Below are 14974 nucleotides of genomic sequence, written 5' to 3'. Positions count from 1 at the left end.
GCCCGGCGCTCAGACGCCGGGCTTTTTGTCGTATTCACAGACTCTTTTTTAAACTTTTTGTCCTTTTCTGCCGAAATCAAGGGTAGAAATCACCTTGAAAATGTAAGGCCAGAAGGGGTGAAGTCCCACAATGCTGGACGACTGAGTTTTTTCGATCATTTTTTATCGAATCAATATCGTTCTATAAGCTATTGAAAATAAACTAACATGCGTGGATCGTCTCATGATATGGCTTATATTTTATGAGCTGGTATGAGTTCGTGACGGCGGTCACTGTGGGAAAAATCAGCATTTCCTACACTCGATCCAGGCTTATCGATAAAACCTTATCGGATAGCGCGTTTTTCGCCGATAACAAACAAAGATGAGGGAAACACCTCCGGGGCCGAACCTCTCCGGAGGAGGGTAGAACCTCCCGACAAGCCTATGAGGAGCGAATTACCATGACGAATCTCGAAGCGCTACTGGCAATGAACGAGGAACAGAAGAACCGTGTGGCTACGACCGAGGAATTGGAAGCTTTGGTCGCCCGCGTCAAAGCCGCTCAGCAGAAGTTTGCCACCTACTCGCAGAAGCAGGTAGACACCATCTTCCGCGCGGCCGCTCTGGCAGCATCCGACGCCCGCATCCCTCTGGCCGAATTCGCCGTGAAGGAAACGGGCATGGGCGTGGTGGAAGACAAGGTGATCAAAAACCACTTCGCCAGCGAGTATATCTACAACAAATACAAGGACGAGAAGACCTGCGGTGTGATCTCTCAGGACGACGAAGCCGGCACTATCACCATGGCTGAGCCGATGGGCATCATCTGCGGCATCATTCCCACCACCAATCCGACCTCGACGGCCATTTTCAAGACGCTCTGCTGCCTGAAGACGCGCAACGGCATCATCATCAGCCCCCATCCCCGCGCCCGCAAGTCCACCGCTGCCGCAGCCCGCGTAGTGCTGGAAGCCGCTGTACGCGCCGGCGCTCCGGAAGACATTATTGGCTGGATCAGCGAGCCCACGGTCGAGCTCAGCAACCAGTTGATGAAGCACGCTGACATCAAGCTGATTCTGGCCACCGGTGGACCGGGCATGGTGCATGCGGCCTACTCCAGCGGCACGCCAGCCATTGGCGTAGGTGCTGGCAATGTACCGGTGCTCATCGATGAGACGGCCGACCAGAAGCGCGCAATCGCCTCGATTCTGATGTCCAAGACCTTTGATAACGGCGTGATCTGCGCTAGTGAGCAGGCGGTGATTGCCGTTGATGCCATCTACGAGTCCATTCGTGACCGTTTTGACCGCCATGGCGGCTACATCCTGAAGGGCAAGGAACTGGATGCGGTGCGCGCGATCATTCTGGTGAATGGCAGCGTGAACGCCAAGATCGTTGGCCAGTCGGCCACCAAGATTGCCGAAATTGCCGGCATCACGGTTCCTCCCACCACCAAGGTGCTCATCGGCGAAGTGACCAGGGCAGAGATGGACGAGCCTTTTGCGCACGAAAAGCTCTCCACCATCCTCGCGCTCTATCGCGCCAAGGACTTCAAGGACGGCGTTGAAATCGCTGCCAAACTGGTGGCGTTGGGCGGCATTGGTCATACCAGTGTGCTCTACACCGACCAGGACAGCCAGAAGGAGCGCATCGCATATTTTGGCGACAAGATGAAGACGGCCCGCATTCTGGTGAATACGCCCAGCTCGCACGGTGGCATCGGCGATCTGTACAACTTCAGCCTGTCGCCCAGCCTGACGCTCGGCTGCGGTAGCTGGGGTGGTAACTCCATCAGTGAGAACGTGGGACCGAAGCATCTGCTGAACAAGAAAATCATCGCCAAGAGGGCCGAAAATATGCTCTGGCACCGTTTGCCCAGCCAGATCTTCTTCCGCCGCGGCTGCATTCCCGAGGCGCTCAAGGAGATCATCGGAAAGAAGCGCGCACTGATCGTCACGGACGGCTTCCTGTTCAAGTCCGGCATGGCCGATGACCTGATCGAGCAGCTGAAGAAGATTGGTATGGAGGTCGAATCCTTCTATCAGGTGCAGGCCGACCCCAACCTGAGCACGGTGCGCAAGTGCGTGGATGTCATGAACGCCTTCCAGCCGGATGTGATTCTGGCGCTTGGCGGTGGCAGCCCGATGGACGCGGCCAAGATTGCCTGGGTCATGTACGAGCACCCGGAAGTGGACTTCGAGGATCTGGCTCTGCGCTTTATGGACATCCGCAAGCGCATCTACAAGTTCCCGAAAATGGGCATCAAGGCCAAGATGATCGCCATACCGACCACCAGCGGCACGGGCTCTGAAGTGACTCCGTTTGCTGTGGTTACCGACGACGCCACGGGCAAGAAGTACCCCATTGCCGACTATGAGCTGACGCCGAACATGGCCATTATTGATGCCAATCTGGTGATGAATCTGCCCAAGAGTCTGACGGCGGCAGGCGGAATCGACGCCGTAACGCATGCGCTGGAGGCTTATGTCTCCATCATGGCCAATGAGTTCAGCGACGGTCAGGCTCTGCAGGCCCTCAAGCTGCTGCAGATGTATCTGCCCAGCAGCTACAAGAACGGCGCATCGGATCCGAAGGCCCGCGAGAAGGTACACTACGGCGCAACTTTGGCCGGCGTGGCCTTTGCCAACGCCTTCCTGGGCGCTTGCCACTCCATGGCACACAAGCTGGGCGCGGCCTTCCATCTGCCCCACGGCATTGCCAACGCGTTGCTGATCAGCAACGTGATCCGCTACAACGCCAACGATAATCCGACCAAGCAGGCGGCTTTCAGCCAGTACGATCGCCCCAAGGCCAAGTGCCGCTATGCCGAAGTTGCTGATTCTCTTGGACTGGGTGGCAAAAACAGCGACGAAAAGGTCGAGAACCTGATCGCCTGGGTGGATGGCATGAAAAAGCAGCTCGACATTCCGGCCAGCATCAAGGAAGCCGGCGTGGACGAGACTGAGTTCTTCGCCAAGCTCGATGCCCTGGCCGTGGATGCTTTTGACGACCAGTGCACCGGCGCCAACCCTCGCTACCCCCTAATTGCCGAGTTCCGGGCCATCCTTGAAGACAGCTATTATGGACGGCCCTTTGTCGAGCTCGCCGAACGCAACCAGCAGACTGCTGCCAAAGCCGTTGTGAAGAACAAGGTGACGGCCAAGGTGGAAGTCAAGGTGCTGGAAACGAGCGGCGTAACAGCAAAAGCAGAGTCGAAGTAGAACACAGGCTGGAAACGGACGCCGCCCTTGTGACGAAGGGCGGCGCACCAGACGGCATGTAAGTTCTAACAAGATCTGATTTTGCAAGAAGATGGTTCCAGGTGGAGCAGGGGTGGCTGGCTGGCCTTCCTTCTGCTTTGCCTGGGACCGAAACAGCAGTGAAATTCCCTGTTCTTCCGGTCGGCAGGCCATGAGGCATCCCCAGATCCTCCCTGGGGAAAATCAATCTCAAATAATGAAAATGCAACTGGAAAGAATTAAAGAACTTCGCTGTTTGGAAGCGTGGTCAGACCATTTTCGCGTCTTATAAGGTAAGACGCGGTCCCAAAATGAGGAAGATTTCCTCTATAATCTGTATGGTTGCGTGAATAACATCATGCAGCTTGTGGCAACTCATTCTGCCGCGAACTTGCGGCATTCGAAGAAGGTTATCCATGCGAGGCGGGCGATGAGCGTCTCTTCCCAATCCCTGATTTTGTGGGCCTTTCTACCTCTGGTGGCAGGCATTGCGGTTCAACTTCTGGTTTCCCAACTCCTTTCTTCAACCGCGAAGGGTGTTCTGGCATTCCTTTTTAGCCTTCCCAGCCTCGTTGCTGTGGTTCTTGCCTTCCTGCAGGTCCGTGCCCATGGTCCGATCGATTGGGTTTCCACCTCGTGGGATGGCCCTCTGACCCTGGTCTTCCACGTCGATAACCTCAGCCTGATGTTCGCCGCCATGGGAACCGTGCTGGGATCGGCCGTGCTGCTGTACTCCATCGGCTACATGGCGCACGACAAGAGCGCGACCCGCTTTTACGCATTCATGCTTACCTTTATCTTCGGCATGGTGGGTCTGGTTTATAGCGCCAACTTGTTCCCGTTGTACCTGTGCTGGGAGATGATGGGCCTGTGCTCGTTCTCGCTGGTTGGCTTCTGGTATGACAAGCCCCAGTCGGTGGCAGGCGCACGTAAAGTGCTGCTGATGACCCATCTGGCCGGTTACGGCCTGCTGGCAGCCATTCTGACGATCTATAGCCGCACCGGCAGCGCCCTTTGGACCGATCCGGCCGTGTCGCACGCCTTTACCGGCGGCGTTTATACGCTGATGCTGGTAGCGTTGCTGGCCAAGAGCGTTCAGTTCCCGCTGCACACCTGGATTCCCGAAGCAATGAACGCGCCGACTCCGGTCAGCGCCCTGCTGCATGCCGCCTGCTACGTCAAGGCCGGTGTGTATCTGGCTGCCCGTATGCACTCCTTCGGCCCCTGGCCGGCTAGCTGGTGCATGGTCATGATGTGGCTGGGTACGGTCACCATGGTGGTGGGCGTGGTTTACGCCATGATCCAGCATGACCTGAAGCGGATGCTTGCCTTCCATACCGTCAGCCAGATTGGCTACATTATTACCGGTATTGGATTGGGCACGCCGCTCGGCATTGTTGCCGGACTGCTGCACTGCCTGAATCACTCGCTCTTCAAGGGCGGACTCTTTCTGGCGGCCGGTTCGGTTCAGCATGCCACTGATACCCGCGACATGAACGAGCTGGGCGGACTTGCCCGGCGTATGCCGCACACTACCATTACCTGGCTGATCAGCGTTGGCTCCATGATGGGCGTGCCCTTCATGAGCGGCTTTGCCAGCAAGTGGCTGCTGTATACCGCAGCTCTGCAGGCGGGGCAGGTTGTGCCGGCTCTGCTGGCCTGGGTGGTTTCTATTGGCACGGTCTTTAGTTGCGTCAAGGCAACTTCGGCTGTCTTCCTTGGTCCGGCTTCGCCCAAGAGTGAGCATGCGCACGAGTCGCCGGCCACCATGGTCTGGTCGCTGCGCTTCTTTGCCGCGGGCAGCATCGTGATGGGTCTGGCTCCGCAGCTGGCCGTCAACTATGTTCTGAATCCGATTCTGCCGCTCTTTGGCATGAGCCCGGTTCAGGTCAGCTGGTTCGGTCTGACGCCGGCCGCAGGTTCCTGGTGGACTTCCACCGGCCTGATTCTGGCTGTGGCTTCGGCTGTAGTGGGTCTGATCATTTACGTGATGGCCGGCATGAGCCGCGCCCGCGTGACGGCCGCCGCTGCTGGCGGAATGACCCTTGAAGTGGGTGGTGTCGTAGCCGCTTTCACCGGCGGTGAGCCGCTGGCAGGCAACGGACATATGCCGGCCTCCGACTTCAGCCTGATCCTCAAGAAGGCCTGGGCTCCCATTTACCGGATTACGGAAGTGGACAAGGTCTACCTCGGCGTCTGGTCGGTGCTGGAAGGCATTTCCGGCTGTGTAGGCAAGATCGCCTCTGCAATCGAGAGCTATGCCGCAGTCTATGCAGTGGTGGCCTTCGTGGCACTGGCTGCCGGACTCGCCGCCGTGGTTCCGGGCGCTGCCGCTGTGGTCCATGAGACTGCCGCTTCCAGCCTGCCGCTGTTGCTGGCCGCTGCCTGCGGTCTGGCTTTGGTGGCTTTGCTGGTGGCCATTCTGGCGCAGAAGTCCTTCCGCAAGCAGTTTCCGCTGGCAGCTCTCAGCGGTATTGCCGCTGTGGCTGCCGCGCTGGTCAAGGTGCCCATGCAGCGCACCGGCCTGCTCGAGCTTTCGAGCGTGCTGGCCCTGTTGCTGATCTGGCGCGTGGCAAGCAAGCGTGCTGCTGGAATCTACCTGAGCGTGGTGCTGCTTTCTGCCGTGGGAATCTGCGGTGGTGAACTGGCGCTTGCGCAGTCGCAGTCCGGCTGGGCCGTGGCGTTGTTGCTGGCGGGCTTCGTGCTCAAGCTGGCCATCGTTCCGGCGCTGCTCTGGTTGCCGGCTGTGGCGGAAGAAGTTCCTGCGCTGGTGATGGGTCTTATCATCGCCGTGGTCGATATGGTCGCCTTTGGCGAGTTCTATCAGGCCGCGCTGGAGCGTCCCGCCATGCTGCAGCCTGCCGGTCTCTGGATCGGTCTGGCGCTGGCCAGCTCCCTGTTGGGCGCGTTGCTGATGCTGACGCAGCGCAACATGAAGCGGCTTCTGGCATTTTCCACGATCGAAGACATGGGCTTCCTGCTGCTGGGCGTCCTGACGGCCAATGAAATCGGCCTGCAGGGTGCGCTTCTTGGTGCTGCCGCCCATGCCATCGCAAAGACCCTGCTTTTTGTTTCCATCAGTGCTCCCGAGGCCGATGGAAACTTGCGCGAAGAGGTTCGAGGCTTGGCTTCGCGCTACCCGGTAAGTGCAGCTGGCTTCCTGGCCGGTATGCTGGCAATGCTCGGGGTGCCACCAATGGTGGGTTTTGCAGGCCGCTGGAGGCTTTACCTCTCTGCTGCCAACACAGACCATTGTCTCCTTGCCGGGTTTATTTTTTCATCGATGCTTGCGCTGATAGCCTATGTACTCTGCTTGACCCGGTTCTGGTGGGGACCCACTGAAACCGAGCCGGTGGTGGCTAACCCTGCGCATGAATCCTGGGCGGTTCGCCTGGTCATCGTCGTGCTGATTGCCGTGCTGATTCTGGGCGGCGTCTTCCCGAACGCCCTGCTTGCGCTCGCTGGAGGTCTGTAATGAGCATTCTTCAATCGTTGATGCACAAAGCCCGCCTGAAGAGCCCGCGCATCTTCCACATCAACAGTGGAAGCTGCAACGGTTGCGACATTGAGCTGATCACTTGCCTGTCTCCGCGTTTCGACGTGGAGCAGGTGGGCGTTCACCTGGAGGGCAGCCCCCGTCACGCCGATATTCTTTGTATCAGCGGCCCGGTCACTCGCAACACGCTGAGCGCGGTCAAGGCCGCGTACGCGCAGGTTTGCGAGCCCAAGGCCGTGGTGGCCATCGGCTCTTGCGGCGCCAGCTGCAACGTCTTTGCCGGCAGCCCGGTGATCGAGGGTCCGCTGTCCAAGCACATTCCTGTGGACGTCTATGTGCCCGGTTGCCCTCCGCATCCGGACGCGATCATCGACGGCATCCTCAAGGCCGCTCAGATTCTTGCCGACCGTGGCGTCCGCGAAGAGGCAAAGGAGACCGTATGAACTTTGCTGGTTTGATTCGCCTCTTCCTCTTTCCCGGACTGCTGTTTGCCGTGCCGGCCGGATGGTTCTTTGTCTGGGCTGAGCACAAGGCCGTGGCGCGCATGCAGCGTCGCATTGGTCCGCCTATGCTGCAGCCCTTTTGGGACTTCGTCAAGCTCTGCGGCAAGCGTACGCCTGCCCGCGATGGGCTGGAAGGCACGCTGCTGCGCCTCTATCCGGCCGTCAGCGTCATTGCGCTGATTGGCGCTCTGGCTCTGCTGCCGGTTTGTCAGAATCCCACCAGCGGCTTCTCTGGCGACTTTGTGCTGATGGTTGCCCTGCTGGAGCTGCCGTCGATCTGCTTCATCCTGGCTGGCTTCACCTCCGGCTCCATCTATGGAGAGATCGGCGCCATCCGCGAAGCGATTCTGAGCGTGGCCAACAACGTTGTGCTGCTGCTGGGCATCGTCACCATTGCCATGACGGCGCACAGCTTCCACCTGACCGAGCTGGCTGGTCCCTCGCTGAATCCGGGCCACTGGATCGGTGTGCTGGCCATCTTTCTGACCATTCCCGCCAAGCTGCGGCTCAATCCCTTCTCGACCTCTGCGGCTGAGCAGGAGATCTATGCCGGTCCGCTCACGGAGTATGCTGGTGCAGCCCTCGGCATGTGGGAACTGGCGCACGCCCTGGAATGGCTGACGCTTACCGGTCTGGTCAGCGTGCTGGTGCTTCCTCCTTCGCTCGTCTGGTGGATCTACGCTCCGGCCTTCTTCCTCTGCTGCCTTGTGCAAGTTCTGGTGCTCTCGGTTGTGGCTGGTGCCACGGCGCGTCTCACCCTGCAGCGCTCCATTAACTTCTACTGGCGTTGGGCCGCAGTCCTGGCCGTGCTCGCTCTGGGTTCGGCTGCGGCGATGAGGTTCCACCTATGAACATCCTTCGTCTGATCCTCCAGAATTTGCGGGCTGGCACTGCATCCTATGAGCTGCCTCACAAGCATGAGTGCACCAGCAGTGAGTATCGCGGCCTCATTCACAACGATGAGACCCGCTGCATTGGTTGCGCGGCCTGCGCCTACATCTGCCCGACCGGCGCAATCGAAGTCAAGCGTGAGGCCAACACCTACAGCTGGAGCTACGATCCCGGCAAGTGCACCTTCTGCGCCCGCTGCATCGAGCGTTGCAAGCCTGGAACTCTGAGCATCGAATCCAAGCTGCCGCCGCTCTACGCTACGATGGGCGAGCTCAAGGTCACCTACGAGATGGAGAAGAAGAAGCCCGCGCCGCGTCCGGCTCCTGCCGCCGCCGCGCCTGCTGCTCCTTCTGCCGCACCGGCTGCAACGGAGGCCACGCCTGCCGAAGCTGCCGTTGCCGTTCCATCCCCGGCTGTTTAAGCGCACTGATACACAAAGGATCTTCCATGGCAACAACGACTGTTGATCTTGCACAGAACTTCCAGACGCTCGGCCTGGGCGAAGGCTGGAGCTGGGAGAAGGGTTCCTGGTGGCTTACCACCCCGGAAAACTTCAACCTGCGCTCTACCACCGCCCGGCTCATCGAACTGCAGGCCCGCTTTGTGGCCATCACATCCACGCCGCAGGCCGAAGGCAAAGTCCGCCTGGACTACCAGTGGGATCTGAACGGCCAGCTGCTCAGCTTCAAGGTGCTCCGCCCCGAGAACAAGCTCGAATCCATTGTCGATCTGGTTCCCGGAGCGGATTGGGCCGAGCGCGAAAACTACGAATACTTCGCCGTTGAATTCACCGGCCGCGCGAGCCTTGAGCCCCTCATGCTGCGCAAGGGCGACCAGCCCGGCGTGCTTCTGCCGAAGGAGGTGACGGAATGAGCTATAAGATTCCCATCGGCCCCTACCACCCCGCACTGGAAGAGCCCTACAAGCTCGATCTGACCTGCGAGGGCGAAACCGTCCTTGATGCTCAGATGACCATCGGATTCAACTTCCGTGGCATCGAGTATCTGGCCGAGCGTCGCAACTACCTGCAGGGCATCACGCTGGTGGAGCGCGTTTGCGGCATCTGCTCGAACGTGCACGCCATGAGCTTTTGCCAGGCCACCGAAAAGATCATGGACCTGGAAGTGCCCGAGCGCGCTCTCTACATTCGCACCGTTCTGTGCGAACTGGAGCGCCTGCACTCGCACTTTCTGTGGGCCGGCGTGGCCGCCAAGCTGATCGGCTTCAAGACCATCTTCATGGCCTGCTTCACCATGCGTGAAAAGGTCATGGATGCTCTGTCGGCCATCAGCGGCAACCGCGTCAACTACGGCATGAACCGCATCGGCGGCGTCAATCGCGACATTGAAAACGCTGATGCCATTCTCGCCATCCTCGGTGACCTTGAGCACAGCATCCGCGAGTACATCATCCCGATCTTTGTGGAAGACCGTACCGTGGCAGCGCGCTGCAAGGGTGTTGGCATTCTTACCAAGGAACAGGCTTACGCCATGGGCGCAGTCGGTCCGCAGGCCCGTGCCTCTGGCATTGGTCAGGACATTCGCAAGGCCGCTTCCTACGCTGCCTACGACCGCTTCCAGTTTCAGGTTCCGGTGGAGGAAGCTGGCGATGTGCGTGCCCGCCTGATCGTTCACGCCCTTGAGATGATCGAGAGCTGTAACATCCTGCGTCAGGCTCTGACCACGCTGCCCGAAGGCCCCATCCAGACCAAGCCCGTTGCGGGCAAGTTCAAGGTGCCCGAGGGAACCGGCGTCAGCCGTGTGGAAGCACCGCGTGGCGAGGTGCTCTATCAGATCACCGCGAATGGAACCGACATTCCGACCCGCGTCCGCGTCCGCACGCCTACCTTCATGAACATGGCCACGGTGCGTCTGGCCGTGCTCGGTCAGGAACTGGCCGATTCACCGCTGATCCAGGCTTCTTGCGATCCCTGCTATTCCTGCACGGACCGCTAAGTCCAGCGCAAAACAAGCAAAACGCCCGAAGACGCAAGTCTTCGGGCGTTTTCTCTTTTGTGTTGTGGTTCTTGTTATTCCGGGAGGGAGCAGGGGCATTTATGTCCCTGAATACATGGCAAAATACGCAGGCTTTATAGCATTTTCGGAATTGCTGTAGACCGAAAGCAGGATGTTAAGTGCCTTTTTCCTCAAGAAAAAGGCACCTTGCAAGCCCTTTAAAAAGTCTACGTGTATTCTGAAAATGCTCTAGCCGCGGGCCTTTTGTGAGCAGCGATCAATACCCGCGCCTGAAGGCGCGTTTTCCGGCTGGCCTCATTCGGGGGCATGAATGCCCCCGCCCCCTCCGGACGTGAATGTCCTGCGTAGTCGATACTGCTGACTTGCCAAGTGCCCCAGGTCCCGATTTTGGGACCTGAGAAGGCACAATGGCTGCGGTCTGCAAGGATATAGGCAAGGAACAGGAGATGAGGAATGAACTCTATGTCCTTCAGGAAAACATTGCTCACGGATCAGCAAGGGATTGCGTCAGAGTGGAAGAACTCTACCGTTGTTCTTCATCCAAGGAGTCTCTGCATGCGTCTGCTCAACTGTGTTGCTCTCTTCTGCCTTGTCGCTGACCTGCATGCGTTCGCACAACCTTGCAAACCAATTCCAGGAGCAGAACAGCTCTGGGCACGCCCTAATCTTCATTGGCTTTTTGTAGGCGAAATGCATGGCAGCAACGAGACCTCGGTCGCTTTTTACGATCTGGTTTGCGATGCTCTGGCGCATGGGCGAAAGGTTACTGTCGCGCTCGAACGACCATCCAGTGAACAGGAATCGCTTGGCTCGATTCTGGAAGGCAAAGATTTGGAAGCCGCGAAGAAGAGTTTGTTGCAGCAACCTGGCTGGCAGACCGGAGTGGATGGCCGCGCCAGCAAGGCAATGCTCCGCCTCTTGCTGGCTTTGCGTGAATTACATGTGCAGCAACCCTCTTTGAAGATCGCTGCATTCGATGCTCCAACCAGTGAATCCGGTCCCGGTGCGCGAGATGCTTCGCTAGGTCGTACGCTGCTTTCCATTGGTCAAGCCGAACCGGATCGCCTTGTTCTGATTCTTGTGGGGAACATTCATGCCATGCAAAATCGCATGTTTGGCTATGATGTTGCCGCAATGTACATTCCTGCCGAGCAACGGGTGAGCCTGGAAGTGACCGACCGTGGGGGCGATTCATGGGTTACGACGAATGGTCTTTGCGGGTCCACGAAAAACGCCAACGTCGCCGATAAGAATCTGGCTAGGCCGCGCGGCATTTACCTGGAACCCTCCCTTGCGCCCTACGGCAAGGTCGATGGAGTCCTTGCACTGGCCGCGCTTCTCACACCTTCTGACCCAGCAGCGGGAGATGCAGATCCATTGCCTGCATGTCGGCAGAAATACATCGAAAAAACGAGGGAATCTTCGAAGTAGTTTTAGTTCTTGGATTGATGAAGTTAGTGCTTTCCTACCCTAGCCACAAAAACAAAGGCGTGGCGAGGGTGGGGCACCCGGATTTGAAGCGGATTCTAACCCCGCTCATCACAAATACTGCACCGAAGTCTTCTTCAAATACTTCTTTTCAAGCAGGCTGGCGATGCGTTTGACGATGGTGCGACGCAGTCCCAGTTCCACCGGAATATTCGGGTCCTGATGGGCTTCGTTGATGCGTGTGCCTACGGAAAAGTTCACGATGTCGCTATCCACAAGCATCTTCGTGAGCCGCACAGCGGCATTCGGCTGCAACTCTTCAGGCATGGTGCCTTCTTCCAGCAGGCGCAGCACTTCGCCGAGGGTGAGCGTGCCTTCCGTGACCAGGTCAAAGCCTTCCATGCGCGCGGTGGGAGGGATTTTTGCGTCGAGCGGCTGGCCAATGTCCATCTTGACCTCGCGGTCGAGTTCGCGGGCGAGGATGTTGGCCGTGGTTCCTCCGCAGATCACTTTACGTCCACGTGTGGTGGTGGCAAGCCGGGCCAGATCGCGATCGTGATGGAAGTTGAAGGGCGCTCCGGTGAGCACCAGCAGCGTGCGCGGACTGCGGAAGTAGACCACGCCGCAGGTAATGTCGTCCTTGGCGCTGCGGCCGTCGATTTCTTCGGCCCGCGCCACCAGACGCCGCGCCAGTTCACGCGCTGAAATGTAGCTGTCCTTGTGGATCTGCTCGTGCACAAACGTCTCCACGTTTTCCAGACCCCAGCCGAGCGGCGTGTTGCGGTTGCCCATGCCGGCCTGCGTAATTCCATCGGAGAAGAAGACGATGCGGTCTTCCAGTTGCGCGGTGAAGTTGGAGAAGCTGATCACGCGATCCTGCCAGCGCTTGGGGCGGAACTCGGTTTTCTCCACCAACAGATCGCCGGAGGGCCGCACCAGTAGAAACGGCGGATTGCCGTGCTCCATGATGCGCACTTCGCCGGTGCTGGCCACGTCCACCAGCGTGAAGGTCGAGTAACTCACCTGCCGCACGCTGCAGATCGGCAGTGTGTCCATGATGGTTTCGGCGGAGACTTCAAACTCCATCGGGCTGGCGGCAAACTTCAGCGCCATGGTCGCGGTCATGGTGGCTAGCACGCTGGCCTTTACGCCGCTGCCCAGTCCATCGGTGAGCACGGAGACGATGCGGCCTTCTTCCTTCACGTTTTCCGAGAGGAAGACGTCGCCCGAAATCAGTTGCCCGCTCTTGGCGCGCTGCCAATTGTCCACTTCAATGAAGCTCTCCGGCAAGGCGCTCAATGCTGTCCTCCCGGCGCATCCTCGTCGGCGTCCTCGGGGCTGAAGGACTTCACAATGGAATTCAGAATGATCTCGGAGTCGGCAGCATTCTCGCCCAGCAGATAAGCGATCTGCTGCACGGTCTTCAGATTTTTCTGGATCACTTCACGGGCCCGTTCGATGATCTGTTCCTTCTGGAATGCGGGCTCGGTAATGTCCTGAAAGATGCCGCCCACCACCGAATGCGGCTCGATGGTGAAGATGCTGGCATTCAGAATGCTGCGCTCAAAGCGCACATCGTGGCCCACAATGTCTTCGCCCGATTCCAGCACGCGGCGGAAGAGGCTCACGCTCGGAATCAGTCCGGTGAGTGCCATGCCCTCAAGCTGCGCGGGTGACTCTACATCCTCGGCAAAGAGGCGTAGAAAATTCGCATTGCACTCGATAATCTTCAGCTGGTCATTCACAATCACTACGGCCGAAGGCATGCGTTGCAGCAGGGCATTGGCTTTCTTCTGCGCCAGCTTGCGGGTATAGGTGGCGCACATCATGCGCTCGGCCTTGGCGGCCATCAGCGCGTGGGCAAACTCGCGGCAGGAGTCGTAGCCGCAGCCGCCGCAATTCAGCTCGTCCTCGCTGGTGTATTTGCCAACCGTGCGCAGAGCCTCCTTCAGCTGCATCTCGGTGTACTCGTCCTGCGTGATGGGGCGCGGAGCATAAGTCTGCGTGGTGCGCACGCTTGCTTCTTCAGGATTTTCCGCCGTGCTTGCATAACTCACGATGTTATAGCGACGCTGTGCCACCGAAGCATTGCGCCGCGCCTTAGGCCCATTCACGCAGGAGCCCGCGCAGGCCGTCATCTCCAGAAAAAGACTCTCGTCGAGCTTCCACGCATCGATGCCGGCAATCGCCTGTTCAATGTTGGCCAGCCCGGAGAAGGACATGAAGCGTGCATCCGCATCCTTGCTCAATCCAACGATGCCGCGCCCCATGCCGCCCTCAATCGGATAGAGTGCTCCCTCCTGCGCGGCGGCTGGCTCAAAGCAGTCAGCGGCGGTGGTCAGAAGCGCATCGAGAGCAATGCCTTCCTCGTTGAGCCAGTGCTCCAGATCCTCGAAGGTGAGCACCACGTCAAGCAACTCGGGATGCTGCTCGGCCTCTTTCTTTTTGGCAATGCAAGGGCCGATGAAGACGATGGCCACGTCCTCGCCAAAGTGCGCGCGCAGCAGCTTGCAATGGCTGAGCAGCGGCGAAAGAATCGCGGAAAGATGAGGCAGGCAATCCGGCTTGTATTTGCTGATGTAGTCCACCACCACCGGACAGGCCGAGCTGATCCACGCTTGCTTGGGTTCGGAGTTCATCAGCGTACGCACGCTGGCTGAAACCTGCTGCGCGCCCAGCGCCGTCTCCGATACGGCATAAAAGCCCAGCCGCTTGAGCGCCTGAATCAGCTGTGCGGGCCGTATGCCGGGGAACTGGCTGACGAACGATGGTGCTAGCGAAACCACCACGCGGCGGCCACTCGTGAGCAACTGCTGTGCGGCAGGCAGATCATCGCGCACCTGCTTGGCGTTGCGCGGGCAGGCCAGCACGCAGTTGCCGCACATGATGCACTGCTCGGGCACTACGCGGGCCACGGTGTCTTGCACGCGGATGGCCTTCACCGGGCACTCGCGAATGCACTTATGGCAGTCCTGGCACTCGCGCGGCTCGGTATAGATTGCGTCGCGATGGACGGTGTCGTGTTGCCCCATGGCTACTGCTTCCTTTCAAGCTGCTGCAGCAGGTCGCGCAGCTCGGCGGTACTTACGCCATGATGTTCTTCGTTGCCGATGGCCATGTTTGGTCCCTGCTTGCAATGCTCCTGACAGAGGCAGCCGGTCAGCTTCAACTTTCCGCATTGGCAAAGCGCATGCTTCTTCAGCAGGGCCAGATGTTCGGCGTTGCCACGGGCAAAGCAACTGCTGCCCATGCAGATCTTCACTTCCACCGGATCGTTTTCCGCTTCCATCATCGATTGTCCTCATCTGTTTGGAAGTCACGCAGCGGGGCAAGCCGTGCGGCAGACGCACAGCTATGCCCAAGCCCACGCAGAGCGCAGGCAGGGCAGGGAATGACATGGTTTTGTAGCGAGTGAGGAAGTGCGCAGTTCACGGCCGTGAAACCTCCAGTGCCGGAGCA

At 58.9% G+C, this 14974-nt stretch carries 11 protein-coding genes; 8 read left to right on the top strand and 3 right to left on the bottom strand.

Annotated features, from left to right (window positions below):
* The first annotated feature begins 443 nt into the window (after window positions 1–443).
* The 8 genes from adhE (at window position 444) to ACOBR2_RS13710 (ending at window position 11518) form a co-directional block, all read left to right on the top strand.
* Complete coding sequence (adhE, locus tag ACOBR2_RS13745) at window positions 444–3203, top strand: bifunctional acetaldehyde-CoA/alcohol dehydrogenase (protein WP_420236686.1); 2760 nt, start codon at window positions 444–446, stop codon at window positions 3201–3203.
* A 448-nt stretch (window positions 3204–3651) separates the two neighbouring features.
* On the top strand, window positions 3652–6696 hold the full coding sequence (locus ACOBR2_RS13740; RefSeq protein ID WP_420236685.1) for a proton-conducting transporter membrane subunit: 3045 nt from the start codon (window positions 3652–3654) through the stop codon (window positions 6694–6696).
* A complete protein-coding gene (locus tag ACOBR2_RS13735) occupies window positions 6696–7160 on the top strand; it encodes an NADH-quinone oxidoreductase subunit B family protein (protein ID WP_420236684.1) in 465 nt (154 codons plus the stop codon). Before ACOBR2_RS13740 ends, ACOBR2_RS13735 begins: the two co-directional genes overlap by 1 nt.
* Window positions 7157–8071: a respiratory chain complex I subunit 1 family protein gene (locus tag ACOBR2_RS13730; protein ID WP_420236683.1), complete on the top strand. Its 915-nt coding sequence runs from the start codon at window positions 7157–7159 to the stop codon at window positions 8069–8071. Before ACOBR2_RS13735 ends, ACOBR2_RS13730 begins: the two co-directional genes overlap by 4 nt.
* Window positions 8068–8532 carry a 4Fe-4S binding protein gene (locus ACOBR2_RS13725; RefSeq protein ID WP_420236682.1) on the top strand — a complete coding sequence of 155 codons (465 nt, stop codon included), beginning with the start codon at window positions 8068–8070 and terminating at the stop codon, window positions 8530–8532. Before ACOBR2_RS13730 ends, ACOBR2_RS13725 begins: the two co-directional genes overlap by 4 nt.
* A gap of 26 nt (window positions 8533–8558) precedes the next feature.
* A complete protein-coding gene (locus ACOBR2_RS13720; protein WP_420236681.1) occupies window positions 8559–8984 on the top strand; it encodes an NADH-quinone oxidoreductase subunit C in 426 nt (141 codons plus the stop codon).
* Window positions 8981–10066 carry a nickel-dependent hydrogenase large subunit gene (locus ACOBR2_RS13715; protein WP_420236680.1) on the top strand — a complete coding sequence of 362 codons (1086 nt, stop codon included), beginning with the start codon at window positions 8981–8983 and terminating at the stop codon, window positions 10064–10066. Before ACOBR2_RS13720 ends, ACOBR2_RS13715 begins: the two co-directional genes overlap by 4 nt.
* 711 nt (window positions 10067–10777) lie before the next feature.
* Window positions 10778–11518 carry a hypothetical protein gene (locus tag ACOBR2_RS13710; RefSeq protein WP_420236679.1) on the top strand — a complete coding sequence of 247 codons (741 nt, stop codon included), beginning with the start codon at window positions 10778–10780 and terminating at the stop codon, window positions 11516–11518.
* Between the two features lie 108 nt (window positions 11519–11626).
* Here the strand turns inward: ACOBR2_RS13710 and ACOBR2_RS13705 are convergent, their stop codons facing one another.
* The 3 genes from ACOBR2_RS13705 to ACOBR2_RS13695 are packed head-to-tail and all read right to left on the bottom strand — an operon-like array spanning window position 11627 to window position 14807.
* Entirely contained in the window at window positions 11627–12814 is a 1188-nt protein-coding gene (locus ACOBR2_RS13705; protein WP_420236678.1) for a SpoIIE family protein phosphatase, read from the bottom strand.
* Window positions 12811–14547 (bottom strand): [Fe-Fe] hydrogenase large subunit C-terminal domain-containing protein, encoded by a 1737-nt coding sequence (locus ACOBR2_RS13700; RefSeq protein ID WP_420236677.1) that lies wholly within the window; start codon window positions 14545–14547, stop codon window positions 12811–12813. The genes ACOBR2_RS13705 and ACOBR2_RS13700 overlap by 4 nt, the downstream gene beginning before the upstream one ends.
* A gap of 2 nt (window positions 14548–14549) precedes the next feature.
* Window positions 14550–14807, bottom strand: coding sequence for a (2Fe-2S) ferredoxin domain-containing protein (locus ACOBR2_RS13695; protein ID WP_420236676.1), 258 nt, complete (start codon window positions 14805–14807; stop codon window positions 14550–14552).
* Between the last annotated feature and the right edge of the window lie 167 nt (window positions 14808–14974).

It is taken from the genome of Telmatobacter bradus (assembly GCF_048629425.1).
GTDB classification, from domain to species: Bacteria; Acidobacteriota; Terriglobia; order Terriglobales; family Acidobacteriaceae; genus Telmatobacter; species Telmatobacter bradus.
This window is presented reverse-complemented; position numbering and strand designations above follow the sequence as displayed.